Annotated in this window: 22 protein-coding genes; 7 read left to right on the top strand and 15 right to left on the bottom strand. The window is 67.5% G+C overall.

Annotation, left to right across the window (positions count from 1 at the left end):
- The first annotated feature begins 4 nt into the window (after positions 1–4).
- From RTQ46_RS12530 to RTQ46_RS12505, 6 genes are all read left to right on the top strand, one after another.
- The gene (locus tag RTQ46_RS12530; protein WP_312436989.1) at positions 5–649 is read left to right on the top strand and encodes a TetR/AcrR family transcriptional regulator; all 645 of its coding nucleotides are present in this window, start codon (positions 5–7) and stop codon (positions 647–649) included.
- Between the two features lie 136 nt (positions 650–785).
- Positions 786–1,295 carry a heme-degrading domain-containing protein gene (locus RTQ46_RS12525; RefSeq protein ID WP_312436988.1) on the top strand — a complete coding sequence of 170 codons (510 nt, stop codon included), beginning with the start codon at positions 786–788 and terminating at the stop codon, positions 1,293–1,295.
- A 128-nt stretch (positions 1,296–1,423) separates the two neighbouring features.
- The gene (locus tag RTQ46_RS12520; protein ID WP_312436987.1) at positions 1,424–1,900 is read left to right on the top strand and encodes a 2Fe-2S iron-sulfur cluster-binding protein; all 477 of its coding nucleotides are present in this window, start codon (positions 1,424–1,426) and stop codon (positions 1,898–1,900) included.
- Positions 1,897–4,104 (top strand): molybdopterin cofactor-binding domain-containing protein, encoded by a 2,208-nt coding sequence (locus RTQ46_RS12515; protein ID WP_312436986.1) that lies wholly within the window; start codon positions 1,897–1,899, stop codon positions 4,102–4,104. Before RTQ46_RS12520 ends, RTQ46_RS12515 begins: the two co-directional genes overlap by 4 nt.
- Positions 4,101–5,387: a c-type cytochrome gene (locus RTQ46_RS12510; RefSeq protein ID WP_312436984.1), complete on the top strand. Its 1,287-nt coding sequence runs from the start codon at positions 4,101–4,103 to the stop codon at positions 5,385–5,387. Before RTQ46_RS12515 ends, RTQ46_RS12510 begins: the two co-directional genes overlap by 4 nt.
- A gap of 172 nt (positions 5,388–5,559) precedes the next feature.
- On the top strand, positions 5,560–6,246 hold the full coding sequence (locus RTQ46_RS12505; protein ID WP_312436982.1) for a class II aldolase/adducin family protein: 687 nt from the start codon (positions 5,560–5,562) through the stop codon (positions 6,244–6,246).
- A gap of 87 nt (positions 6,247–6,333) precedes the next feature.
- Here the strand turns inward: RTQ46_RS12505 and RTQ46_RS12500 are convergent, their stop codons facing one another.
- From RTQ46_RS12500 to RTQ46_RS12490, 3 genes are all read right to left on the bottom strand, one after another.
- The gene (locus tag RTQ46_RS12500; RefSeq protein WP_312436980.1) at positions 6,334–7,419 is read right to left on the bottom strand and encodes an ABC transporter substrate-binding protein; all 1,086 of its coding nucleotides are present in this window, start codon (positions 7,417–7,419) and stop codon (positions 6,334–6,336) included.
- 28 nt (positions 7,420–7,447) lie between these two features.
- Positions 7,448–8,320, bottom strand: a complete 873-nt coding sequence (locus RTQ46_RS12495) for a rhodanese-like domain-containing protein (RefSeq protein ID WP_312436979.1) — start codon at positions 8,318–8,320, stop codon at positions 7,448–7,450.
- A 254-nt stretch (positions 8,321–8,574) separates the two neighbouring features.
- A complete protein-coding gene (locus RTQ46_RS12490) occupies positions 8,575–9,237 on the bottom strand; it encodes a S24 family peptidase (protein ID WP_312436977.1) in 663 nt (220 codons plus the stop codon).
- Between the two features lie 198 nt (positions 9,238–9,435).
- Between RTQ46_RS12490 and RTQ46_RS12485 the strand changes: the two genes are divergently transcribed.
- Positions 9,436–10,584 (top strand): sigma-54 dependent transcriptional regulator, encoded by a 1,149-nt coding sequence (locus RTQ46_RS12485; RefSeq protein ID WP_312436975.1) that lies wholly within the window; start codon positions 9,436–9,438, stop codon positions 10,582–10,584.
- Between the two features lie 25 nt (positions 10,585–10,609).
- On the opposite strand, the gene metC is transcribed toward RTQ46_RS12485, so the two are convergent.
- The 12 genes from metC to RTQ46_RS12425 all read right to left on the bottom strand — a co-directional run bounded on the left by metC (position 10,610) and on the right by RTQ46_RS12425 (position 26,246).
- Positions 10,610–11,830: a cystathionine beta-lyase gene (gene metC / locus RTQ46_RS12480; protein ID WP_312436974.1), complete on the bottom strand. Its 1,221-nt coding sequence runs from the start codon at positions 11,828–11,830 to the stop codon at positions 10,610–10,612.
- Positions 11,830–12,579 (bottom strand): amino acid ABC transporter ATP-binding protein, encoded by a 750-nt coding sequence (locus tag RTQ46_RS12475; RefSeq protein ID WP_312436972.1) that lies wholly within the window; start codon positions 12,577–12,579, stop codon positions 11,830–11,832. The genes metC and RTQ46_RS12475 overlap by 1 nt, the downstream gene beginning before the upstream one ends.
- Positions 12,576–13,373 carry an amino acid ABC transporter permease gene (locus tag RTQ46_RS12470; protein ID WP_312436971.1) on the bottom strand — a complete coding sequence of 266 codons (798 nt, stop codon included), beginning with the start codon at positions 13,371–13,373 and terminating at the stop codon, positions 12,576–12,578. The genes RTQ46_RS12475 and RTQ46_RS12470 overlap by 4 nt, the downstream gene beginning before the upstream one ends.
- Entirely contained in the window at positions 13,370–14,131 is a 762-nt protein-coding gene (locus RTQ46_RS12465; RefSeq protein ID WP_312436969.1) for an amino acid ABC transporter permease, read from the bottom strand. Before RTQ46_RS12465 ends, RTQ46_RS12470 begins: the two co-directional genes overlap by 4 nt.
- A complete protein-coding gene (locus RTQ46_RS12460; RefSeq protein WP_312436967.1) occupies positions 14,128–14,979 on the bottom strand; it encodes a transporter substrate-binding domain-containing protein in 852 nt (283 codons plus the stop codon). The genes RTQ46_RS12465 and RTQ46_RS12460 overlap by 4 nt, the downstream gene beginning before the upstream one ends.
- Positions 14,980–15,000: 21 nt before the next feature.
- Positions 15,001–17,466 (bottom strand): TonB-dependent receptor, encoded by a 2,466-nt coding sequence (locus RTQ46_RS12455; protein ID WP_312436966.1) that lies wholly within the window; start codon positions 17,464–17,466, stop codon positions 15,001–15,003.
- Between the two features lie 146 nt (positions 17,467–17,612).
- Positions 17,613–19,430, bottom strand: coding sequence for a Mur ligase family protein (locus tag RTQ46_RS12450; RefSeq protein ID WP_312436964.1), 1,818 nt, complete (start codon positions 19,428–19,430; stop codon positions 17,613–17,615).
- On the bottom strand, positions 19,417–20,304 hold the full coding sequence (locus RTQ46_RS12445; RefSeq protein WP_312436963.1) for a cyanophycinase: 888 nt from the start codon (positions 20,302–20,304) through the stop codon (positions 19,417–19,419). The genes RTQ46_RS12450 and RTQ46_RS12445 overlap by 14 nt, the downstream gene beginning before the upstream one ends.
- Positions 20,301–21,263: a class I SAM-dependent methyltransferase gene (locus tag RTQ46_RS12440; protein WP_312436961.1), complete on the bottom strand. Its 963-nt coding sequence runs from the start codon at positions 21,261–21,263 to the stop codon at positions 20,301–20,303. The genes RTQ46_RS12445 and RTQ46_RS12440 overlap by 4 nt, the downstream gene beginning before the upstream one ends.
- Positions 21,264–21,282: 19 nt before the next feature.
- Positions 21,283–23,961, bottom strand: coding sequence for a cyanophycin synthetase (cphA, locus tag RTQ46_RS12435; protein WP_312436960.1), 2,679 nt, complete (start codon positions 23,959–23,961; stop codon positions 21,283–21,285).
- A gap of 27 nt (positions 23,962–23,988) precedes the next feature.
- Positions 23,989–24,927 carry an isoaspartyl peptidase/L-asparaginase gene (locus tag RTQ46_RS12430; RefSeq protein WP_312436958.1) on the bottom strand — a complete coding sequence of 313 codons (939 nt, stop codon included), beginning with the start codon at positions 24,925–24,927 and terminating at the stop codon, positions 23,989–23,991.
- 119 nt (positions 24,928–25,046) lie between these two features.
- Positions 25,047–26,246, bottom strand: coding sequence for a YbfB/YjiJ family MFS transporter (locus tag RTQ46_RS12425; RefSeq protein WP_312436957.1), 1,200 nt, complete (start codon positions 26,244–26,246; stop codon positions 25,047–25,049).
- Positions 26,247–26,358: the final 112 nt, after the last annotated feature.

Here is a 26,358-nt window from a genome sequence, read left to right as displayed (position 1 = left end):
AATCATGGGAACAAAAATGGTATTTCGGGCGCGTAACGCCGATGCGACGCGCGACAGTATCTTGCAGGCGGCGCGCGCGGAGTTCGCCGCCTCCGGCCTCGGTGGCGCGCGGGTGGACGATATCGCCGAACGCTCGGGCTCGAACAAGCGCATGATCTACCATTATTTTGGCGGCAAGGATGACCTGTTCGCCGAAGTGATCGCGGCCGAATACGAGAAGATCCGCTCGCGCGAGATGGCGCTGAACCTGGAAGCGCTGCCGCCGATGGAGGCGATGAGCAAGCTGGTCGAGTTCACCTGGAATTACTATATCGAGAATCCGGAGTTCATCACCCTGGTCAACAGCGCCAACCTGCACAAGGGCCGCCACCTGGACGGCAAGAGCGGCCTGCGCGAAATGCAGGACAGCTATGTCGCCCTGGTGACCCGCATCCTCGACCGTGGCGTGGCGCTCAAGGTGTTCCGCGCCGGGGTCGACCCGGTACAGCTGTGCATCACGCTGGCCGCCATCTCGTATTACTACCTGACCAACCAGTACACGGGCGCCCACCTGTTCGGCTTCAACTTCACGCAGGACGCGGCCCTGAAGGCGCGCCTGCAATTCAATATCGACACGGTGCAGCGGATGCTGGCGGCCGCCGGCGGCTAGCCGGTGGCGATTTTTTTGGCGCCGATGCTCGATTCGACGCGGCCGGGGTGCTGATACGCCCCGAACTGGCGCGCCGGCGCATGGCGCAGTTTCTCCAGCGGCATGCCGGCATCGATCAATCACAGGAGCGTACACCTTGACACAACAGATGCAATCAGACCTGGCGCGCATCGCCGAGCAGGAACGCCAGCTGCAATTTGCCACCCTGGACCTGGACCAGCTGTGGCGGCTGGGCGGCCTGCTGCGCGCCATGGCCCGCGAACGCGGCATGGCGCTGGCGATCGAGATCCGGGTCGGCGCCGACACCGTGTTCCAGTCCATCATGCCGGGCGCCAGCCCGAATAACGCCGACTGGGCCCGCCGCAAGCGCAATACCGTGCAGATGCTGCACACCAGCTCCTACGCGGTGGGCCTGGCCGCGCGCCTGAAGGGCGTCAGCCTGGAACAGGAATCGGGCCAGCCGCTGCGCGACTACGCCACCCATGGCGGCAGCTTTCCGCTGCTGCTGGCGCACTACGGCGTGGCCGGCGCCATCACGGTGTCCGGCGCGCCTGAGCGCGACGACCATGCACTGGTGGTCGAGGCGCTGGCGCGGCTGCTGGAGATCGACCACGCCGCGCTCGCCTTGGACCCGCTGCCTGCATAGAAAGGCTCTCGCTGAACAGCATGCGCCCTGCCTTTTGGCAGTGTGCCTGCCTGCTAGTCACTGTCATGCTGTACCGGTAGCCTGGACGTGGCAAGACGCCGCGCCGGCATTCTTACCGGGGAAAGAAGATGGTGACACTAGAGATCAATGGCAGCGCGCGCAGTTTTGACGTGACGCCCGACATGCCGCTGCTGTGGGTGCTGCGCGATGCGGCGCACATGACCGGCACCAAATTCGGCTGCGGCATGGCGCTGTGCGGCGCCTGCACCGTGCATGTCGACGGCGTCGCCGCGCGCTCGTGCGTGCTGCCGGTGCAGGCGGCCGTGGGGCGCAAGATCACCACCATCGAGGGCGTCGGCGCCACCCCCAGCGGCCGCGCCGTGCAGGCGGCGTGGCTGGCTGCCGAGGTGGTGCAGTGCGGCTACTGCCAGTCGGGCCAGATCATGTCCGCTTCGGCGCTGCTGGCGAAAAACCGTGCGCCGTCGGATGCCGACATCGACGCCGCCATGAGCGGCAATATCTGCCGCTGCGGCACCTATCAACGCATCAAGCTGGCGATCCACCAGGCGGCCGCCTCGCCCGCGCTGCAAGGGGGCAAGCCATGAGCGCCGATCTCCACCCATCGCCCTCCCCATCGCGGCGGCTGTTCCTGAAAAGCGCGGGCCTGGTCGGCGGCGCCTGGGTGCTGGGATGGCTGCCCGGCGCCGGCGAGCAGGCGTTCGCGGCGGGCGCCACCGCTGCGGCGACGCAGTTCGATCCGAATGCCTTTATTTCCATCCACCGCGATGGCAGCGTGACGCTGACCATGCCGAAGATCGAAATGGGGCAGGGCACTTATACCTCGCTGCCGATGCTGCTGGCCGAGGAACTCGAAATCGGCCTGGAGCAAGTGCGCCTGCGCCATGCGCCGCCCGACGTGGCCTTGTACGGCGGTGCGCGCCACGACCAGTTTACGGGCGGCTCGCTGAGCATACAGACGCTGTGGCTGCCGCTGCGCCAGGCCGGCGCCAGCGCGCGCACGGTGCTGGTCGCGGCGGCCGCGCAGGGGTGGAATGTTTCGCCGGAGAGCTGCCATGCGGCGCACGGCGTGGTCCATCACGCGGCCTCGCAACGGCAGATTGCCTACGGCGCGCTGATCGACGCGGCGGCCAGGCTGCCGCTGCCGGCAGCGCCGGTACCGCTCAAAGCCAGGCGCGACTTCAAGCTGCTGGGAACACCACAGAAGCGGCTCGATACGCGCGGCAAGGTCGACGGCAGCGCGCAGTTCGGCATCGACGTGGTGCTGCCGGGGATGCTGTTCGCCTCGGTGGCGGCTTGCCCTGTGGCCGGCGGCACGCTCAAATCCGTGGATGAACGGCGCGCGCGGTCCTTGCCCGGCGTGCGCGACGTGGTGCGGCTGAGCGATGCGGTGGCCGTGATCGCCGACAATACCTGGCATGCGCGCCAGGGCGTGGCGGCGCTGGAGATCGTTTGGGACGATGGGCCGAACACGGCGTTGTCCACGGCCGGCATCGCCGCCATCATGGCGCGGGCGGCCGCGCGGCCGGGCAAGGTGGCACGCAATGACGGCGATGCGGCGGGCGTGCTGGCGGCGGCGCCGGCCTCGCAGCGTTATACGTCCACCTATACCAACCCGATGCTGGCGCACGCGCCGATGGAGCCGATCAACTGCACCGTGCACGTGCAGGCGGACCGCGCCGAGCTGTGGGTCGGCACGCAGATACCGGCGCGCGCCCGCGATGCGGTCGCCAAACGGCTGGGCATCGCGCCCGAACAGGTCACGCTCAATGGCTATCTGCTCGGTGGCGCCTTCGGGCGCCGGCTGCACAGCGACTTTATCGAGCAGGCGGCACTGATCGGACGCCAGGTCAAGGGGCCCGTCAAGGTAACGTGGACGCGCGAGGAAGACATGCAGCACGATGTGTACCGCGGCCATTATCACCATGTGGTGTCGGCCTCGGTGGGCGAGGATGGCTGGCCGCTGGCGCTGTTCCACAAACTGGCGGGGCCGTCGAATATCGCGCCGTTCTCGCCCGGCCTGCTGCGCGACGGCCTGGACCTGGCCGCCGTCGAAGGCTCGGCCAATTTCAGCTATGCGATCCCGAGCATGAAGGTGGAATACACGCGCGAGGACGGCCCCGTGCCGACCGGCTTCTGGCGCGGCGTGGGGCCCACCCGCAACCTGTTCGTGCTCGAGAGCTTTATCGATGAACTGGCGCACCGCGCCAAACGCGATCCGCTGCAATACCGCCTTGCCATGTTGAAGGACAAGCCGCGCGCGGCCCACGTGCTTGAGCGCGCGGCCAGGCTGGCCGGCTGGGGCGGCCAGCAAAAATCGCCGCCGGGCATGCCGGCGCGCACCGGACGCGGCATCGCCTTGCTGTATGCGTGGAATACCTATATGGCGCAGGTGGTCGACCTGTCGGTCGGCATGGACGGCGCCGTCACGGTGCGGCGCGTGGTGTGCGTGGTCGACTGCGGCAGCATCGTCAACCCGGACACGGTGGCCGCGCAGATCCAGGGCGGCATCAATTTCGGCCTGACCGCCATGCTGTACGGTGAAATCACGCACCAGGACGGGCGCGTCCAGCAGAGCAATTTCCACGATTACCAGGCCTTGCGCATGCCCGAGGCGCCGCCGGTGGTGATCGAGATCGTCGACAGCGAGGAACCGCCGGGCGGCATCGGCGAGCCGGGCACGGCCACCTTCGGGCCGGCCTTCGCCAACGCCATTTTCGCGGCAACCGGCAAGCGGCTATACAGCACGCCGGTACGCGCCGCAGAGTTGATTGCGGGAGCCAAGGCATGAACAAAAAACTGAAAATTGCGCTGGCCGCGGTAGTCGTGGGCGCGGCCGGCGCGCTGGCGTTTGCGTGGCAGCCGGCGATCGCGCCGGTCGCTCCCGTCGCCTCGTCCGCGCTGGACCAGGGCGCGGTGGCGCGTGGCGCGCGCATCGTGGCGCTGGGCGACTGCATGGTGTGCCATACGGCCAAGGGCGGCGCGCCGTTTGCCGGCGGCCTGGCGCTGCGCACGCCCTTCGGCACGCTGTACACCACCAATATCACGCCGCACGTGGACGCGGATGGCGATGGCAACGGCATCGGCGACTGGCCGCTGGCGGCATTTGCAAGGGCGCTGCGGCATGGCGTGGCGCGCGACGGCCACTTGCTGTATCCGGCCTTTCCGTACATTCACTATACGAAGATGACGGACCGGGATATCGCCGACGCCTACGCCTTTCTGATGAGCCGCGAGGCGGTCGATGCGAAGCCGCCCGCCAACGACCTGCTGCTGCCCTTGCGATTCCGCCCGCTGCTGGCCGGCTGGAATCTGCTGTACCTGCGCAGCGGGCCGCAGCCTGACGATGCCGGGCAGGGGGCCGAATGGAACCGTGGCCGCTACCTGGTCAACAGCCTGGGCCACTGCGCCTCGTGCCACAGCAGCTTGAATCCGATCGGCGGCGAGGGCAGCCCGGCTTTCGGTGGCGGCAATATCGATGGCTGGGATGCTCCTGCGCTGACCACCTTGCTGCACCGGCCCACGCCGTGGAACCAGGAGCAGCTGGCGCTGTACCTGCGCCATGGCTATTCGCCCGAACACGGCGCGGCCGGCGGGCCGATGGCGCCCGTCACGCACAGCCTGGGCAGCGTGCCGCAGGACGATGTGCAGGCCATGGCGCACTATCTGATGACCTTGCAGACTGCTGCGCCACCCAAGCCCGTTGCACCGGTGCCGGGTACCCATAGCGAGCAGGTAAAACTGGGCGCCGTGCTGTTTGCCGGCGCCTGCGCCAGCTGCCATGGCGCCGCGCCGCCACGCGGCCTGCCATCGGCGCGCTCGCCGCTGGTGCTGGCCACGGCGGTGGCCGGCGAGCGGCCAGACAACCTGATCCAGGTGCTGCTCGAAGGCATGCCGCTGGAAACGGGACGCTCCACCGGGCAGGCCTCGCGCTATATGCCGCCATTTGCCAGCGCGCTGACCGATGCGCAGATCGCTGCGCTGGCCGCGTATATCAGGGTGGATGTCGCCAGGCGCCCAGCATGGCAGGATGTCGAGAAGCGCGCGGCTACCTTGCGCAAGGCGGCGATGTAAGGTTGGACGCTGGTGGATTTGGCGCAGCCATCGTCTGCCGGATGGTGGGCGATGCTGCAAATTCACCAGCTTTCGCGGCGATCCCGGCGATTTTGGCTGGCACGTATTGTGCCTACAGGTGGACAAGCGCAGGCGATGTCGTCTGCGCGTCTTCCACCTGACAGGAGCCATCATGAGCAATCTCGCCGTCGCAGAACAAGTCCAAGTCGACATCGTCAAATTCGTCCAGCAGTTCGAACAGGAATTCGAGCAGGCGCACCAGCTGCTATTGAAAAGCAAAACCCTTTCCGTCACCGAAGCGGGCAACCTGAGCCTGCGCGTGCCGGGCGAAGACAAGCTGGTGATCGCCAGCTTCAATGGCGCCGGCCACGGCGTGGCGGGCGTGGTCGACTTCGACCTGAAAAGCCATGCCGGCACGCTCTCGCCCAGCCTGGCCGAAGTGGCGGCCCTGCATATCGCCATCCTGCGCGAGCGTCCGCAAACCAATGCCGTGATCCATACCCATTCGCCATACCTGACGGCCTGGTCGATCGCGGGGCGGCCGCTGCCGGTGCGCTACGCCACCTTGCTCGGCCACGGCACCGACGACGTGCCGCTGGCCGCCTGGGGCGCGCGCTATGCGGCCGAACCGGTGGTCGCCGCGCTGCGGGCGCATCCGAACGCGTATGCCACCCTGCTGGCCAATCACGGCCCGTTCACCTGGGCCGACAGCGTGCTGGGCGTGGCCAAACAGCTGGTATTCCTCGAAGAAGCCGCTTACTTCACCTTCCTGGCCGAACAGCTGGGCGGCGCCAGACCGCTGCCGGAAGGCGCGTATGAGGCGGTCCAGGCGGGCAAGAAGAAGTTTTACGCGGCTTGAGTGGCGCTGTTTGGCCTGGCCTGCGGTAATTTTACGAGCAGGTCGGGTTACGCGCTGCGCGCTTAACCCGACCTGCGCGACCTGCGCTTACTTTTCCAGCGACTTCAACGCCTCCTGCAAATAACTGTCATCCGCCCACCGCTGTACCGAAAAATCGTTCTCGATATACCCTTCGGCCAGCAGGAAATGCTTCTTGATCTCCAGCCCCTGCAGGTTCTGCGCCGGCAGCGCGGGCACGAAGTCGCGCTCGCCGATGGCCAGCGCCGCCACCCGGGCATTCGGCAGGAATGTCACCCTCGGGAAGATTTCGGCCGCCGCCGCGCGGTTGGCGTTGATCCAGCGGCCGGCACGGATCGCGGCGCGCAAAAAGGCGATCACCACTTCCGGATGGCTCCTGGCAAAGCCGGTACTGACGGCATTGGTGTAGGGGCCGTTGGCGATCTGCAGGGTCCAGTCGGGCTGCGCGGACAGGTCGAGGATGACCTTGAATTCGCCCGTTTCGACCAGCTTGCGGGTGCGCGCCAGGCTGCTGTGGATGGCATCGATTCGGCCGTCGCGCAGCGCCTGCACTTCCGGATCGGCATGCTCGCCGCTTGCCGCCTTGAGCTGGCTCCACAGCTCCACCGGGCGCGCGGCGGGATAGAGTGCCGGCGTGTCGGCCGCCTGCGCGATATCGACGATCTCCACGTCCGCCAGCGACAATCCGCCCAGCTTCAGCGCCTGGTGCAGGCCGAAGTGGCTGGCCGCGCGCGCGAAATCGATGCGTTCGGGGTTCGACGAGCGGCTCAAGCCGATGCGTTTGCCGCGCAGGTCGTCGATGCGGTACAGGTCGGCATCCGCGCGCACGACGACCTGGCCGCCGGACTGGGTGGCGGTGGTGGCGATCAGGGTGGTGTCGGCCAAGTCGGCCCTGGCCCAGATGGTGGGAATCGCGCCGCCGTCACGAAACAGCGGATCGAGCGAATGGCGGTAATGGGGCAGCCAGCCCGCATTGCCGGCCAGCGAGCGCAGATAGGTGGGCGTCGCGCCCACGCGCTTGAATTCTTCGTCGAGCCAGCCGAATTCGACGGCGATATTCGAGGCGACCAGCACCGGGCAGATCGTGTAGTAGGCTTGGGTGGCAGCAGGCGAGGCCGGAGCTTGCAGGTGTGCGGGATCAAGCAGGATGGTCATGGCAGTTTTCCTTGTCGGTTAGTTGGTTTTACGCTGCGATCGGGGCGCCCACCAGGCTGCCCCATTCCGTCCACGAGCCGTCATAGACGCGGACATTGCCGAATCCCAGCAGCTCGGTCAGCACGAAAAAGGCGAGGGTGGAGCGGTGGCTGAGGCGGCAGTAGACGGCCGTTTCGCGCTGCGCATCGAGGCCGGCGGCGCTGGCCAGCGCGCGCAGTTCTTCCACCGGACGCAGGCGGCTGTGTTCATCGAGCAGGCTGGCAAACGGGAACAGGCGCGCGCCGGGGATATGGCCGGCCCGTTCCGCGCCATGGTTGCCGCCGTCCGGTCCCACGCGCTGGCCGTCGTATTCTTCCTGGCTGCGGATATCGAGTATCTGCAGGCTGTCGTCGCCGAGGCGCTGCAGCAGCTGGTCGCGGCCGATGCGGATATCGGCGGTGGCGCGCGCCGGCTGCTGCAGGTCGCCACCTGCCGCCGGCAGCGCCGCATGGACGGCGGCCAGCGCCTGCGTCGGCAGTGCATCGGCCAGCCAGCCGCGCAGGCCGCCATCGAGCACGCTGACGTTGGCTATCCCCGCGCGCAGCAGCACCCAGCGCGCATAAAAGGCGAACTGGCTATGGTCGCCATACAGCACCAGGTGCTGCTGCGGTCCCACGCCGGCCGACGCCAGGCGGCGGCGCAAGGTATCGGCGCCGACAAACTGGCGCTGGCGTTCGTCCCACAGCAGCTCCTTCCAGTGGAACGCGTGCGCGCCCTCGATGGCGACTGTCGGGCCGCCGTCGCCGGGCTTGCGGCTGAGGATGGCGATCACGCTGATGTGCGGGTCGTGCAGATGCCGGGCCAGCCAGGCGCTGGAGGCCAGCAGTGGAATCGCGGCGGTTTGTTGCGGGAGTGTGCTCATGTGGTTCCTGTCGTGATGGATGGTCGTGCTGGTGATACAGCAAGGACCGGGCCAGACGGCGGCAGAACGGGAAGCGTGGGGATATGCGGCTTGGCGCCGGATCGGGAGGGGAAGGCTGCTGCAAACGCAACGCCCGGCGGTGAAAATTCACCGGTCGAATGGCCGGATTACGGCCAACCCGTGACGGCGAAAATCGCGTAGGTCGGATTAGCGCTCCGCGCCTAATCCGACAACATTGTTGGCGCAAGCCGGCATCACGCCAGCCGCGCACTCCACACCACGCTGCCAAGCACGGTCAGCCCATCGCGCGCCACATCCACCGAGCGGTATGCTGGATTGTCGGCCACCAGCCGCACGCGGCCGCCCACTTCGAGCTGGATGCGGCGCAGCAGCAGGGTGCCGCAGTCCTCGATCAGGAACACCTGGCCGTCGCCCAGTTCCGTGCGCGTGATATCGATCAGCAGGGTGTCGCCTTGCTGGAAATGCGGCGCCATGCAGTCGCCGGGCATGATCAGCGCTTTCAGATGCGAGGCGTCGAGGCCGTTGCGGGCCAGCCAGAAGCGGCAGAACGCCAGTTCCGTCAGGGTGGTGGTGTCCATGCGCGGCGGCGCGTGGTCGTTGGCGGCGACGCCTTCGTACAGCGGCAGCATGGTCAGGCTCTGCTTGGGCAGGCCGCCCGTCATCTCGCCGTGGCCGGTGGCCAGCCAGGTCAGGTCGACGCTGGCCGCCTGCGCCAAGGCGACCAGCACCTTGCGCGACGGGTCGCCGCCACCGAGGTAGCGCAGCAGGCCGCTGTGCGAGATGCCGGCCTTTTTTGCCAGCGCGCTGACCGAGCCGGCGCGCGCGACGAGGGCTTTCAGGCGCAGCGTGAAGTCGTCCACGATATCGGGCTGCAGGTCCGTCACGGGTTCATTCATGTTGGTTCATATCTCGCATAAGGTCATGCCAAATCCTTCGTTAAGCTCAAGGCGCTCATCATGCTATGGTTACAATGTAACAGGCAGATATCGCTCTTTGGCGACAGGTTTTCACACTTTAGCGCATGCCCGACGCCAGCGATAGAGGCAACGCCTGCCCTTTTCGCTTTCTTCCACCTTTATTGAAAGTAGCTTATCGTGAGTGTCCTGCTGACCCTGCCCACTTCCAGTCACGCCGCGCTGTCGATCCGGGCCAAGGCGCTGGTGTTCAATGATCCCCGGTCCGAGGCCTTGCTGACCCTGGCCAACCATATCGCGCCCACCGACGCCACCGCGCTGATTATTGGCGAGACCGGCACCGGCAAGGAACTGCTGGCGCGCTACCTGCACACGCACAGCGGGCGCACCGGCCCCTTTATCGCGGTGAACTGCGGCGCCTTCAGCGAAACGCTGATCGATGCCGAACTGTTCGGCCACGAAGCGGGGGCCTTCACGGGCGCCAGCCAGGCGCGCCAGGGCTGGTTCGAGGCGGCCAACGGTGGCACCTTGTTCCTCGACGAAATCGGCGACCTGCCGCTGTCGATGCAGGTCAAGCTGCTGCGCGTGATCCAGGAGCGGCAGATCGTGCGCCTCGGTTCGCGCCGCACCACGCCTCTCGACGTGCGCCTGGTGGCGGCCACCAATGTCGACCTGTACGATGCGGTGCAGGCCGGGCGCTTCCGGGCCGACCTGTATTACCGGCTCGGCGTGGCCACGCTGGAACTGCCGCCCCTGTACCAGCGCCAGGGCGATATCCTGCCGCTGGCGCAGCACTTCGTCAAAGTCTATGCCGAGCGCCTGAAGATCGCCGACATCGCCATCGGCGAGCCGGCGCGCCAGGTGCTGCTCGATTACGGCTGGCCCGGCAATATCCGCGAACTGGAAAACACGATCCATTACGCGATGATCGTCTGCCGCGACGGCGTGATCCGCGCCGAGGACCTGCGCCTGGGCCACCGGCCTGTCACTGCGCACGGCGCGCGCCCGCTGGCGCAGGTGCATCCCTTGACGGCGCCTGAGACTGCGCCGCCGGCCGCAACCGAAGCGAAAACTGAAGAAGCCAGCCTGCAGCAGCAGTTGCGCGCCATCCTCGAAACGCTGCTCGACGCGGGCGAAGCGGCAGCGTTCGAGCAGATCGAGTCGGCCGTGACGCTGGCCGCGCTCGAAATCGCGCACAACAACCAGACGCAGACGGCGCGCCTGCTGGGCATTTCGCGCAACGTGCTGCGCACGCTGCTCAAGCGCCATCAGGTTGCCGGCGCGGCGGCGGACACCGGCGAGGCGCAGCGCGAAGCGTGCCTCGCCTGAAGTTGCCTGCGCGCCGCCAGTCATGCTACTGGCGCGCGCGGGCATCGGCAAACGCGCCCAGTGCATGATCGAGGTCGCCGATCAGGTCCGCCACCGATTCCAGTCCCACGTGCAGGCGGACGATCTGCCGTTTCGGGTCCAGCGGCTGGAAGGTGCGCGTCGCGTGCGGCAGCTTGACCAGGCTTTCGTAGCCGCCCCAGCTCGCGCCCATCGAGAACAGCTGCAGATGGTCGAGGAAGGTATTGAGCACCTGCGGCGAGGTGGCCGGCAGCTCGAATGAAAACAGGCCCGATGAACCCGTGAAGTCGCGCTTCCAGACCGCATGGCCCGGATGGTGTTCGAATGCCGGATGGCGCACGCCCAGCACCGCCTGCTGGCGCGACAGCCATTCTGCCACTTCGATCGCCGAGCGCTCATGGCGGTCGAGCCGCACGCCCAGCGTGCGCAGCCCGCGCAGGGCCAGATAGGCGTCGTCGGGGCCGGCGATATAACCGAGTCCTCGCACGGTTGAACGCACATCGGCATAGATATCGCGTGTCGTGACGATCAGGCCCAGCATCGCGTCCGAATGGCCGACCAGGTATTTGGTGGCCGCATGCAGCGAGATATCGACGCCGTGCTCGAACGGCTTGAAGAAGTAGGGCGTGGCCCACGTATTATCGAACAGCACCAGCGCGCCATGCGCATGCGCCACTTCCGCGATGCGCGGCACGTCCTGCACCTCGAACGTGTCCGAACCCGGCGCTTCCAGATACACCACGCGCGTGTTCTTTCGGATGTGCGACGCCAGGCTGTCGACGTCGAGCGGATCGAAGAAGCTGGTCTCGATGCCGTAGCGGGTCAAGGTATTGAGGAACACATTGCGCGCGCTCGGGTACACATTGTCGGTGACCAGGATATGGTCGCCGGATTTTGCCACGCCTAGCACCGCGCCGACGATGGCGGCCAGGCCCGATGGCATGATCAGGCCGCGAAAGCCGCCTTCCAGCTCCGCCACCGCATCCTCAAACGCCACCGTGGTGGGATTGCCCAGGCGGCCGTACATGGTGCCGCGGTAGGCCGGGTCCCTGGCCAGCTCGCGCTGCGCCTCCTGGCTGGCCGTGTCGGGCCAGATAAAGGTCGAGGCGCGGTAGACCGGCGTGTTGACCGTGCCGCCGTGCGCGGCCGGGTCGCGCCCCACGTGGCCCAGGCGCGTGGCGAAGTCGTGGTCGCGGCTGGCGCCGCTCTTGCTGTTGGAACTGCTCATTACAATACCCTCTCCAAAAAAGCGCGCGTGCGGCTGTCGCGCGGCGCGGTAAAAATCTGCTCGGGCGTGCCCGATTCGACGATACGGCCACCGTCCGTGAAGTGCACCACGTCGGCGATCTCGCGCGCAAAGCGCATCTCGTGCGTGACGATCAGGCACGTTACGCCGCTGGCCGCCACGTCGCGGATGGTGGTGAGCACCTCCTTGACGGTTTCCGGGTCCAGCGCGGCGGTCACTTCATCGAACATCATCACGCGCGGCCGCATGGCCAGGCTGCGGGCGATCGCCACGCGCTGCTGCTGGCCGCCGGACAATTGCCCCGGAAACGCCGCTTCCTTCCCGGTCAGCTTGACCTTGTCGAGCAGGGCGCGCGCGCGTTGCTCGGCCGGGCCGCGTTCTTCCTTCAATACCGTCAGCGGCGCGAGCGTGATGTTGTCCAGCACGGACAGGTGGGGGAACAGGTTGTAGCTCTGGAAAATCATGCCCACCTGGCGCCGCAATGTGAGCAGGTCCGGGTCGCGGTCCGTCACGCGGATGCCGCAGACGTCGATGGTGCCGCTGTCGACATTGGCCAGCGCATTGATGGTGCGCAGCAGGGTAGACTTGCCCGAGCCCGAAGGGCCGATCAGGCAGGCGATCTCGGACTGGCGCACGTCGAGCGATACGCCATTGAGCACGGTGTGGCTGCCGTAGGACTTGACCAGGTCGCGAATGACAATCTGCCGCTGGTCGGTGGGGGATGCGCTCATTCTTTCAGGCTCCATTTTTTTTCAAGGCGGCGCGACACGCGCGAAATCGGGTAGATATACACAAAGAAGACGATGAAGGTATAGGCGTGTGCCGGCAGCAGCAGGTCGGGGCGGGTCTCGCCGGCCAGGCGCAGGCTGATCGAGGTCATCAGCTCTTCCACGCCGAGGATATTGCCCAGCGAGGTCGATAACGTGACGATGCAGTAAAGGCTCATCCACGGTGGCGTCATGCTGCGCAGCGCCTGCGGCAGTACCACGCGGCGCAAGATCTGCCGGCGGTCCAGCCCCAGCGCATTGGCCGCTTCCCACTGCTGCAGCGGGATCGAGCGGATGCCGCCGCGCACGATCTCGGACATATAGCCGGCGGCCGGCACGCCGATGCCGATAGCCGCTTTCAGCCAGTCGACCAGGAACACGTACTGGCCAAACAGCCTGACTTCATATGGCACCAGGTACATCACATAGAATACGGCCACCAGCCACGGCGCATTGCGCAGCAACAGCGTAAGCTGGCGCGCCACGGTGGCGCGGCGCCTGTGCGGCGAGCATTGCACGATGCCGAGCGCCATGCCCAGCGCCGTCGCCACCGCGATGGCGACCAAGCCCATGACGATATTGAGCAGGAAGCTGGCCAGCAAGCCCGGCGTCCAGCCGGCGAGTATCGCGATCGGTTCGCGGTATTGCACATGGACCCAGCCCAGTACCGCCAGCAGCGCGCTCCAGCGCAGCACGCGCCACCAGAACGCCGCGCCGGGCCAGCTGCGCGGTTTCACGACAGTCAGCTGATTGCTCATGCGGGCAGCCCTCCCGGCAGTTGCAGGCGCCGCTCGATCGAGCGCATGAAGGCCGACACGCCGCCGATCAGCAGCAGATAGGTGGCCAGCAGGATCTGTATCATCACCGGCACATTGAAGCTGTCCGACCAGATGCGGTTGCAGGCATAGGTCAGTTCGGGCACGGCGATCGCAAACGCCACCGAGGTGGCCTTGATGGTCTGCGCGATGCTGTTCGACAGCGCGGGCAGGCTGTTGCGCAGGGCCAGCGGCGCGACCACCTGGCGGAAGATCTGCAGCCGGTTCAGTCCCAGCGCTTCGGCCGCCTCCACCGTGGAGCGGGGCACCGCGTCGATGCTGCCGCGCAGCGCCTCGATCTGGAAGGCGCCCGAATGCAGGCCCAGCACGATCACTGCCCAGCCGAAGCTGCCCAGGAGGCGCACCTGTTCGCCCTGCTCGTTGACCACCATCGGCAGCAGCGAGCCGACACCGAAAAAGAAGAAATACATCTGCGCCAGCAGCGGCGTATTGCGAAACACTTCGACATACGCCGCCACCGTCTTCTGCCCGGCGGCAAAGCGCGACCCTTTCAATGCCGCGCCAGCCACGCCGATGGCCAGCGACAGCACGATGGACAAGCCGGCCAGCGCCAGCGTCAGCGCCAGGCCCAGCAAGAAACGGCGGCCGTCGGCCGGGTCCCACAGGATGGTCAGATTGAGCCCGTGCCCGATCAGCCATTCGCGCGCGGCGCCGCCGTCGGCAAGCAGGGCAGTGCTCATCGCGCGCTGACCTTGATCGCATAGCGCTCGGCCATCTGCTGCGCCCACAGGTTGGGCGGCAGCTGGTACTTGTGTTCGAGGCCGATGATAAAGCGCTCGCGGTGCCACTGTTCGACGATATTGCCCAGCATTTGCTTGAGTTCAGGCTCGTTCTTTTTCAGCGCCACGCCCCAGGGCAGGCGCTCGTCGCCGATCAGCTTGAGCTCGAAACCGGCCCAGCTGCGGTTGTCTTCCTTGATCTTCGCGTAGCCAGTGTCGTCGCCGATCGAGGCCACGCAGCGGCCATCGACCACCGCCTTGTGGACCTCGGCGAAGCCGGGAAAGGCGGCGATTTTGAGGCCCTTGGCCTCGTAGGGCCGCACCCAGACCGAGGACGCCGGCGCGCAGACGGTCTTGCCCTGCAGGTCGGCCCAGCTCTCGATGCGCGTGGCTTTCGGCGCGAACACGGCCGCCGCCGCGCTGTAGAAGCCGGGCGAGGCAAAGTCGATCTCGCGCCGGCGCTCGGGCGTGTCGAGCAGGGACGTCACCATGAAGTCGCAGCGGCCCTGCTTGACGAAAATGATGCGGTTGACGGGCGTGATGCGCACCAGGTTCAGTTTCAGCGGCTTGCCCAGCGCGGTGCTGAAGCGCTGGTGCAGATTGACGATCAGGTCCCAGGTCAGGCCGGCCGGCTTGCCCGCCTTGTCCAGGTAGGCAAAACCGGGCGACTCGAAGCCGCCGTAGCAGACGGAGAGCTGGCCGCGGTCCCTGATCTTGTCGATGGCGGTATCGGCGCGGGCCGGTGTGGCCGCTCCCGCGCCGGCGAGAAGCAGGGAAAACGCGATGCTGGTGGAAAGTGCAGTGTGCATGTCGAACTCCTGAAGAAGTAATCAGAACGCGGTGGCCAGGCGCAGCGAGTAATAGGTGCCGAACGCGCCGACCGGCGCCTGGCTCGATGGATAGACATAGCGCCCGCCCGCCAGACGCAGTTCAGGGCGGGTCTTGTCCGGGTAGGAATCGAACAGGTTGTTGGCGCCGAACGTGATGCTGGTATTGCGTCCCAGTTTGTAGGCCAGCGTCAGGTCGGTGACCCACTGCGAGCCGAACACCTGGTCGAGCGCCGGGTTGTTGCCGGTATCGACCACGGTAAATTTGCCGTAGCGCGATTCGGTGACGCCCGCGGTCCAGTCGCCCACGGCGTAGCGCCCCGTCAGGCGCAGCACGGAGCGCGGCGAATACGATTCGATATTGCCGCGCGTGGTGCGGCCCACCAGCGCCAGGCCGCTGCCGGCCAACTGGCCGGAGTTGTCCTTCACGTCCGTGATTTTTGTCACGCCGTAGTTGTAGCCCAGGCCCAGGTTCAGGTTGCCATAGCCCCCCAGCGCCAGGCGGTGATTGCCCACCACGTCCACGCCGCGGGTGCGCGTGTCGAGCGCGTTGACAAAGAACGAGGCGCCGCTGATGCCGGCAAATCCCGCTTCGCGCAGCAGCCGTTCGACCAGCGGTCCGCTCAGAGTTTCGGACAGGGTGATGCGGTCGCGGATGGCGATCTGGTAGGCGTCGATGGTGAGCGAGGTGTTTTTCGCCGGCTGGAATACCAGGCCGGTGGAAAAGTTGACCGATTTTTCAGGCTTCAGCGAGGTCGCGCCCAGCGCCCGCGCGGCCGGATGGTCGACCGGGAAATTGCGCACGTCGAACGGCTCGCCGGCGCGGAACGTGGTTTGCGTCGACGACAGGTTGGCCTGGCCCAGCGACGGCGCGCGGTAGCCATTGCTGGCGGTGGCGCGCAGGCCGACCGCGGGCGTGAAATCGTAGCGCAGCGACAGCTTGCCGTTCCAGGTGCTGCCGAAGTCCGAGTAGTGTTCGGCGCGCGCGGTGGCGCCCCACTGGAATTTCTCGGTCAGCTGGTTTTCCAGGCCGGCATAGGCGCCGTACACGCTGCGCGTCAGGCTGCCCGCATCGTCGGGCCGGTAACCGGGAAAGCCCTGCGCGCCGGCCGGTGCACGGGCGCCGGCGCTGGGGCCGTCGAGAATCGGTACCGTGCCGGCGATCCACGAGGCTTCATCGCCCGCGTCGATCGAGAATTTTTCATGGCGCCAGGCCGCGCCGGCCGATACCACCAGCGGCTCGGCGGAAAAACCGACGGCTGCGTTGCGCACATAATCGAGCGTCAGGTTGCTTTGCGTGTTCTTCATGCCGCCTGCATAAAAGCTGCGCGGGCTGGCCGTGCCCAGGCTGGCGTTGATGGAGTCGGGCACGTCGAACTTGATGCGGTTCTCGCCCACGTTGACGCCGAGGTCGAACTGGCCCGTCCTGTCATTCCCGTAGCGCAGGCCCGCATTGAGGGCGCCGTCGTCGGAGGTGGTATCGAGCAGCGGCAGGAAGCCGTCCGGGAAGATCGAGCGCACGGTGCCGTTGTCGTTGGGGCGGCGGAACAGCCCCTGCGAGTGGCCCAGGCGGTGGCCGGCATTGCCGAACACATAGGCGCGCAGCTCCGGGCCCAGGCCCCATTCGGCATTGAGCACGCCGTTGTATTCTTCCAGGCCGGGCGAGCCGACCAGCCACTCGCGCTGCGCCGCGCCCGAGGTTTCGCGCGGGTCGTTGGCGAAATAGAACTGGCGCGAGTCGGCCCCTTCGCGCAGGGTGGTGCGCTGGGTGTTGATGGCTTCGCCGGCGATGGTGAGAAAACCGTCGCCGGGCAGGGCAAAGCCCTTCCAGGCACCAAGCGTCTTGCCGAAGCCGTCGCCTTCCGCATATTTGCCGGCCTGCAGGCTGGCGCCGCCGCCCGCATCCTGGCTTTTCAGCACGATATTGATTACGCCGGCAATCGCATCGGAGCCATATTGCGCGGCCGCGCCGTCGCGCAGCACTTCCACCCGGTCGATCGCGGCCAGCGGGATCTTGGCCAGGTCGAAGGCCTGCGCGCCGCGTCCCAGCCCGCCCTTGTTGTTGACAAAAGCGGACAAATGGGCGCGCTTGCCGTTGATCAGCACCAGCGTCTGCGACGGCGCCAGGCCGCGCAGCGCGGCCGGACGCACCGTGGCCACGCCATCGGAGCCGGCCGTCACATTGTATTGAAACGAGGGGGCGAGCGCCTGCAGCGCCTGGTTCAGGTTGACGGCGCCCGTGTCGGCCAGCTGGCGCGCCGAGTACACATCGACGGGCGCAGGGCTGCTCAGTTCAGTGGTATTGGCACGGCGGGTACCGATCACCACCACATTGCCGGCAGCGGCCAGGGCTCCGGCGGCGGCACTGGCAACGGCGTCGGAAGCGCCGCCATCCTGCGCCTGGGCGGGCGCCAGGAACGCGGTCAGCAGGGGAACGAAAAGAAAGGTGCGCGACGGAGAGGAAGACATGGCTGGCGGTTCCTGATAAAGAGAATATCCTCCTTGTCAGCACGATGCGTGCCATGCGTTTTTGCGGGCTTTCCGGCGTTTTTACACCATGGATTGGCCAGAATCCACCAACCGGGCCGGCGCGGATCAAGCGCGCCGTCCCGATTTCAACGCCCCGCCACCAGCAGCAAAGGTTCGACCTCGGCCTGGATGCGATCGGCCGCCTCGGGATGATCCAGGCGGATCGCGTCGAGCAGTTCATCGATCGACGAGCCGCAGCCGAACACCAGCAGGTCGCCCGGCTTGCACAGTTTCAGGCCGAAGCGGATCGCGTGGTGGACGTCGATCTTGCAGTAATGGCGCGAAGACTGTCTGCCGGCTTCGCATGCCCCCAGCGTCAGCAGGCGGGCCACCTCGCCATACGGCCGGCCACGGTTTTCCGATTCGTAGATCACGATGTCGTCAAAGCCGGCCGCGCACACGGCGCCGATTTCCCGCAGGTCGCATTCGCGCCGGTCGCCGGGTGCGGACACCACGCCGACCAGGCGCCCGCCCGTCATCGCGCGCGCCATGCCGGCCAGCGCGGCATAGGCCGCCGCGTTATGGGCAAAGTCGACGATCACCTGCACGCCGTCGACATCGAACACATTGCCGCGCAAGGGGTTGCTGCGCCCGTCCGAGACAAAGCCGGCCAGGCCCCGGGCGATTTCACGCGGGGTGAAGCCGGTGGCGGCCAGCGCGCAAGCGGCGGCCAGCGCATTGGCGATATTGTGGCGCGCCTTGCCCTGCATCGTGACAGGCGCCTTGCGCGCATCGAGCAGGTTCACGTGGCGCTCGCCGTCGGCCAGCACCAGCATCTGATCGTGCAGGTAGACGGCGCGCCCGCCGCCGGCCAGGTGGCGCAGCAGCACGGGGTTTTCTTCGTCCATCGAAAAATACAGCAGCTCGGCGGTGCCGCGCAGCTGCGGCGCCATTGCCACGCACATGGCGTCGTCGGCATTGAGCACCACAATGCCGGCCATGCCGGCCACCACCTGTTTTACGCGCGCCAGGTCCTGCAGCGTTTCCACGCCGTCCAGGCCAAGGTGGTCGGCCGTGACGTTCAGCACCACGCTGACATCGCAGCGGTCGAACGCCAGGCCGCGCTTGAGAATGCCGCCGCGCGCCGTTTCCAGCACCGCCAATTCCACCTGGGGCGAAGCGAGGATGGTGCGCGCCGAATGGTAGCCGGTGCAGTCGCCCTCCTTGATGCGCACGCCGTCGAGATACACGCCTTCGGTGGTGGTCATGCCGGTGACCAGGCCTGTCATGCTCGCCGCATGCGCGATCAGGCGCGTGGAGGTGGTCTTGCCGTTGGTGCCGGTAACGGCGATCAGCGGAATGCGCCCGTCACCATTGCCGAACAGGCTGGTGATGACGTCGCCGCCTGGCACCGGCCGCGGAAGATGGCGCTGGCGGCTGCCCCAGCCCAGCTGGAAGCGCTGGCCGCGCTGCATGCCGCGCATTACCGGAATGCCGCGCTGCCGGGCTTGCGCCAGCACCGCGGCGGTGTCCTGGTCGATGACGGCGCGCCGGGCCAGTGTTCGCAGCCGGTCCAGCAAGCCGGCCAGGTCAGGTTCGCGCCGCATTGCCAGCGCATCGATCAGCGCGATGGCGCCGTCAAACGCCGCGCCTGCGACGCGCTCGCCGCTGTCGAGGTCATAACCGCAGGCGATGCGGTACACGCCGCCGCTGCCGCGCACCGCATCGACCTGGCTGAAACCGGCGCTGCTGCCGGCCTGGTACTGCAGTTCCATTACCAGCTGGGCCACGATATCAGGCAGGCCGGCATCGCGCGCCAGCCGCTGGCGCAGGCCTGGCAGCAGTGCCAGCAGGCTGTCGGTGTCGAAGGGGCGCTGGCCGTCCAGGTCCAGCACCGTCAGCAGGCAGTACTGGCGACCATACAGGCTGGCGCCGCGCAGGTAGCGTTGTTCAATGATCTTCATGGTAAGCCACAGCCTTGGTCAGTGTGCGCAGCAGGTCAAGCAGGGGAGCGGGGGCCGCGAACCGCTCGTCGCCGTCGGGCGCGGTATAGCGGCTGCCGGGCGGCAGCAGGTGCAGGCGCACGTCGATCAGTTCAGGGCAGGCGCCGCGCGCGGCGTCGGCCATGTCGGAGTGCATGGTGCGGCCATCGACCACGGTGACGGCGCCCTGGCCGATCACTTCGATGCCGGCGCCCCGTTCGACGATCAGCGCCGTGTCTTCGTCGATGCCCACGCCCTGCAGATACGGATTTTGTGCGACCACCGTCAGCAGCCGGCCCAGGCGCTGGCGTTCCGAGAAATGCTGGTCGATCACCACGCCCTGCACCAGGCCCAGTCCCGCGCCCAGGTTGACCGCGCCTTTTTCGGGCTGGGTGCCGGCCGCGCCGCTGGCCAGCATATGGCCGGACATGGCCGAAGCGCCCGCGCTGGTGCCGGCGATGCAGGCGCCGCGCACCTTGAATGCATGGTGCAGCGCGCGGTCGAACGCGGTGCCGCCGATATTGGCCAGCAGGCGTTTCTGGTCGCCGCCCGTCATGAAGATGCCGCCGGCGTCGGCCAGCTGGCCGACAATATCGGGATTGTTGGCGTCCTCGCGCGAGGTCATCACCAGGTGCAGGCGATTGCCGGCGCCCAGCGTGTCGAAGGCCTCGTCATAGATTTTCCACATGTCCTCGGGCACGCCGCTGGCGGCCGAGATGACGACGATCTTGGCGGCCTTGCCGCCGGAAAGCTCGACAAAGCGGCGCAGGATGGTCATGTCGTCCTTGCGGTCTTCATGGCCGCCGATGATCATCAGGTGGCCGTTGCGTTGTTCGTTACTGTTATCGGTACTCATGCAGGCTCCGGGTTGTTCAGGGTTGCGCACAGGGCGATCGCCGCGATGCGGTCAGTGTTTTTATGGGCAGGGTCGCCCAGTTCGCCGCCAAAGACGTCGGGATCGATTTCGCGGTAGCGCCAGTGGTAGCGCGCCGGGTCCAGCATGGCCGCCACTTTTTCGCGGAATGGGTCGGCGCCGTCGATAATGGCCACGCAGGTATACAGCAGCAGGGTGCCGCCCGGCGCCAGGCGCGCCAGCGCGGCGTCGACGATATCGAGCGACAACCCTTCGCCCAGCAGGCCGCCGCCGTGGCAATAGGTGCGCTGGCCCGAATCGAGCATGAACGGGGGATTCGACACGATCAGGTCGAACTGGCCCGCCACGCCCTGCAGCAGGTCGCTGTGCGCGATATGCACATTGGCGGCGCCGGCCAGTTGCGCATTGAGCGCCGTCAGTTCCAGCGCCTGCGGGTTGATGTCGACCGCCCACACTTCCGCCTGCGGCATGGCCGCGGCGATGGTCAGCGCGCCGGGGCCGGCGCCACAGCCGATATCGATGGCGCGCGCTGCTGGCGGCAAGTTCGCCATTTCAGCATGCAGCATCTGCACATAGCGATACGTGTCGGGCCCGAAGAAGACGGCGTCCTTTTCGCGCGTGGGGAAGGCCGAATGAAAATACAGGCGGCCGTCGAGGGTGGAAGCGCGCAGCGCGCTTTTCCAGAGACCGTCATGCGGGCGCAGCATATCGGCCTCGCGCATCCACGCCAGCCATTGCGCACCGAGCAGGCGTTCGCCAAACGGCCGGCTCCAGCCGAACACCCCGCGCAAGTCCGCCGCCGTCTCGTTGCCGGGGCGGCCATTGACGCGGCGGTGGCTGGGCGTGGAAATCGTGGTGAACGCATAGCCGCTGTCCCTGAGCGCGGCGCCCAGCTGGAGCAGGGCGGGGCGGGACAGCGTCTGGATGGTTGGCGGGGTCACGATGGGCTTTCGAAGGGGTTCAAGGAATGGGGGCGCAGTGGTCGATTGCCACGCCGTTGACTTCGTCGGCAATGCGCTGCGCGCCGGCCGGATCGGACACGCGCACGGCGGCGATCAGGTCGGCCAGCGACGAAGGGCAGGAATACACCAGCACGTCGCCCGGCTGGCAGCGCGCCAGCGCATGGTCGAGCGCCGCGCGCACATTGTCGATCTGCTGCCATTGCTGGCAGCAGGCGTCGATGCGCGCCTGTTCGACGCCGCCCGTGATCAGGCGGCCCGTATCGCCCGCCTCGCGTCCGCGCCGCGCCGATTCGTATACGACCAGTTCATCGAAGTGCGCGGCGCAGGCGGCACCCATGGCGTGCAGGTCGGCGTCGCGGCGGTCGCCGGGGGCCGTCACCACGCCGATCAGCCGGCGTCCGTTCGATGCCATCGAGCGCGCCATCTGGCCCAGGGCCGTGTAGGCGGCCGGATTGTGGGCGTAGTCGACGATCAGCGTGATGTCGTCGCGCAGGCGAAACAGGTTCGAGCGCAGCGGGTTGGTCTGGTTGTCGCACACGAAACTGCCCAGGCCTGCGGCGATCTGCGCCAGTTCAAAACCGCTGGCCAGCAGGGCCGCCGCGCTGGCCAGCGCATTGGCGATGTTGTAGCGCGCATGGCCACCGAGTGCGGCCGGCATGCTGGCGGCGGCCAGCAGCGCATGGCGCCGCGTGCCGTCGGCGATCACCAGTTGGCCGTCCTGCAGGTAGGCCCCGCGCCCGCCGCGCTCCAGGTGGCGCAGCAGCACGGGATGATCGGGGTCGAGCGAAAAATACAGCCGTTCCACCTCGGGCGACAGGGTCGGGTCGATGGCGGCGCAATGGAAGTCCTGCGCATTGAGCACCACGGCGCGCGCCGCGCTGCGCGCCACCACGGCCTTGACCTGCGCCAGGTCGGCCACGGTATCGATGCCGTCCAGGCCCAGGTGGTCGGCCGCCACGTTCAGCACCACGCCCACGTCGCAGCGGTCGAACGCCAGGCCCCGCTTCAGGATGCCGCCGCGCGCCGTTTCCAGCACCGCGAAGTCGACTTCGGGCGCCGTCAGCACGGTACGCGCCGACCAGTAGCCGGCGCAGTCGCCCTTGACGATGCGCTCGCCGTTGATGAACACGCCCTCGGTGGTGGTGACACCGGTGCCCAGCCCAGCCATGCGGGCCGCGTGCGCCAGCATCAGGCAGGTGGTGGTCTTGCCGTTGGTGCCGGTCACCGCGATGACGGGAATGCGGCCTTCGCCTTGCGGGTACATCGCTTCGACGATGGCGCCGCCGGCGTCGCGCGGCAGGCCGGCGCTCGGATACTGGTGCATGCGGATGCCTGGCGCGGCATTGACCTCGATCACGCCGCCGCCCTGCTCGCGCAGGGGTTGCGAAATATCGCTGCAGATGATGTCGATGCCGGCCACGTCCAGCCCCACCTTGCGCGCGGCGCGCACGCACAGCGAACGGGTTTCGGCCGGCAGCAGGTCGGTCACGTCTTCGGCCGTGCCGCCGCTCGACAGGTTGGCGTTGCCGCGCAAGACGACGCTGGCGCCGGCTGGCGCGATGCTGCCAGTCTCATATCCCTGTTCGCGCAGGATCGCCAGCGCGCTGTCGTCGAGCGGGATGCGCGTCAGGATATTCGCATGGCCTTCGCCGCGCGCGGGATTGCGGTTTTCCTGCGCCACCAGCTCGGCGATCGTGTGCTCGCCATCGCCCGTGACTTCCGGCGGGCGGCGCCAGGCGGCTGCGGCCACCTTGTCGCCGGTGACCAGCACGCGGTAGTCGCGGCCTTCGAGAAAACGCTCGACGATGATATGGCGGCTGTGGCGGCGCGCCAGCTCATAGGCGGTGGCCACTTCGTCCGGCGTGGCGCAGCGCGTGGTGACGCCCTTGCCGTGATTGGCGTCCAGCGGCTTGACGGTGACGATTTTTCCCTGGCCGACGCCCAGGCTGGCCGCCAGCCGCTGCGCCTGTTCCGGCGAGGTGACCGTACCGCCGCGCGGCACCGGCACGCCCGCTTCGGCGAGCAGGGTCTTGGTCAGCTGCTTGTCGCTGGCGATGCGCACGGCCAGCGTGCCCGCGTCGCCGGTAATGGTGGCCTGCAGGCGTTTCTGGCGGCTGCCCCAGCCCAGCTGGAACAGGTTCGATTCTTCGGACAGGCGCAAGGTAGGGATGCCGCGCTTGCGCGCCGCCGCAATCACCGCCGCCGTGCTGGTGCCCATCGCGCGCTGCTGCGCCAGTTCGCGCAGGGCCGCCAGCGGCGCCTCGATCTCGAACGGCGCTCCCTGTGCCAGGGTGTCGACAATCTGCACCGCCAGCGCCAGCGCTTCGGTGGCCACCTGTTCGATCTGGTAGCCGCAGACGATGCGGAACTGCGACGGCTGGCCGCGCACCGGGCCGCTATGACCTTCGGTCGGCACGCTGCCGGCCAGCGCCTGCAGTTCGCGCAGCACCAGGTCGACCACCGGGCCGTATGCGGCCGGTTCGCCCGTGCGCAGGGCCAAGGCCGTGCCGGCCCGCTCGCGCAGGGTCGGCAGCAGCGCTTCCAGTTGAGGATACAGTTGCGGCGTGTCCGCAGCTTGCCGGTCCTGCAGCGGCTGCAGGTCCAGCACCGCCATCAGGCAGGGAGTTTGAGCGTACAGATTGGGCCCGCGCAGCAGGCGCTGTTCGATGATATGCATGATAAGTTCTGGGATAGGTGTTGAAAGTTATGGGGCGCCCGGGCCTTGCGCGGCCGCCGACGGCATCTCGCGGTTGCTGCACACGCCGCTGTCACGGGCATTGACGGCGATCAGGCCCACATCGATGGCCGGGTCGAACAGGTCCAGCCCGCGCTGCAGGGCGGCATCAAGCGGCATGCCGCCCGCCAGCCATTCGTGCACGCGGAATGCCAGCAGGTGGCGCACGATATGTTCGCCGATGCCGGTGACGGCTACCGCGCCGGCCGGGCCGGCATAGAAACCGGCACCGATGATGGGCGTGTCGCCCACGCGGCCCAGCAGCGATGGCGTGCAGCCGCCGGTCGAGGCGGCCACCGCAAAATTGCCATAGGCGTCGCGCACCACGGCGCCGACCGTGTCGCACGGCGCGCCGGGCTTGATCGCCAGCGCCACCGGGTAATTCCAGTGGTCGGTAAAGCTGGCGTTCTCTTCGCCATGGCGCAGCCGCTTGCCGCGCTGCAGCTGGGCCAGCAGTTCCTGGTGCTTGATATTGGCCTGCAAGGTGGCCGGATCGTAGTCGGCGGAACCGGACGCGCGCGCAAAACGCAGCGCGCCTTCGCCGCACAACAGCCAGTGCGGCGTAGCGGCCACGCCGGCGGCCACCTGTACCGGATGGCGCACGCGGCGCACGCCGGCGACGGCGCCCAGCTTGCCCAGGCTGTCCATCACGGCCGCATCCATTTCGATGGTCACGCCGTCCATGCGCAGCACGGAACCGGTGCCGGCATTGAAGCGCGGATCGTCTTCCAGCACCGAGACGGCCTGCACCGCCGCCTGCAGCGCGGCCTGCAGACTGTCGCCGGCGTCCAGCAGGCAATGCAAGCCTGCCTGCGATGCCGCGACGCAGCCGTCGCGATCCTTCGGGCGTGCGCCGACGCCGCCATGCGTCAGCACGAGGGGAGTACAGTTGGGGGCGCTGTGGGACATGATCAATTCCAGTAAGGTTGCACAACGCACCTTGGTGGTGCGTATCTTGGGAATTGATTATCTGTGTAGTAACCCGCAGCCAGGGTCAGCCGTACTCTTGTGATGGTGTAAGAGGGCGCTTACAGCCCTGTCGTGAGGGCTTTTTGCCGCGACGCCACCGCTGCGCCGGCCAGCAGCGTGACACTGGAGGCGATCAATCCGCGCTCCAGTCCCGCCGGTCCATCCGCAATCCAGCCGACCATCACGGGACCGGCGATCTGGCCGAATGCAAACACGGCCGTAAAGGCGCTGATGCCCGACGACCACGATGCGGGCGGCAGGTTGTGCCGCACCAGCGCCGTGGTCGAGGCCACCACCGACAGGAACACAGCGCCGAACACGAGGCCGGAAATGAAAATCAGCGGCACGGCGCTGGTCAGCGCGGGGATCAGGGTGGCGGCGCCCAGCACGGCGTTCAGGATGGCCAGCGACTGGCCGCCCTTGTAGCGGTCCAGCATGCGCGCCCAGATGCGCGACGAGGCCAGCACCGCCAGTCCGAGCACGGTGTAGAACACGGTAATCAAGCGCGGCGACATCCCTTGCTGCCTGAGCAGGGCGACCACAAAGGTCATGTAGCCGATATAGCCGGCGCCGAACAGGAAGTAGCCGGCCAGGCCATGCGCAAAATCCTTGACGGAAAAGCGCTGCGCCGGGCCGCTCGCCAGTTGCGCTTCGCCGATGGCGCGCGCCGGCAGCGCCATCACGGCTGTGGCCAGCAAGCAGGCCACGCCCAGCGCCAGCCAGGCCGATTGCCAGCCATGCGCGGCGCCATGCTGCGCCGCTGATGAAAGGGCGGCCGGCACCAGCAGCGCAGAGGCGGCGATGCCGATCCCGGTGCCGCCGTAGTACAGGCCGATAATGAAGCCGGCCCGCTCGCCGTGCATGGAACCGAGCCGGGCGGCCAGCACGCCGCCGGCGATAAAGATCAGGGCGCTGGCCGCGCCAGCGCAGAGGCGCTGCAGGAACAGGGCGGTGGTGTCGCTGACAAAGCCCGACATCAGCATGAACACGCTGGCCAGCACGCTGCCGATCATCAGCACGCGCCAGACGCCGAAACGGCGCAGCAGGGCCGGCGTGGCCAGCGCGCCCAGAAAATAGCCGAGCGCGTTGCAGGTATTCATGGCGCCGGCCAGCAGGTAGGACCAGCCCAGGTCGTCGCGCATCGGTGGCAGCAGCAGGCCGTAGGAGAAGCGCGACAGGCCGAGCGCCACGGCGGCGCCCAGCGACAGAGCCAGCGCGGTGGTCAAGGGGCGGGAGATGGAAGGGTGGGGGACAGACATGGGCCAGGTTCCGTGACATTGACCTTCCAGTGTACCGAGTTACCTGGCCCGGGTTCAACCGCAGGCACGGCAGGCGCCATGGTTGAGACCATGGCGCAACAGTTGCCGGGCC

Origin of the sequence: Janthinobacterium sp., from assembly GCF_031995485.1 — a bacterium.
Lineage (GTDB): Bacteria > Pseudomonadota > Gammaproteobacteria > Burkholderiales > Burkholderiaceae_D > Janthinobacterium.
The sequence above is the reverse complement of the archived record's forward strand: the minus strand, read 5'-3'. Positions and strand labels throughout refer to the sequence as shown.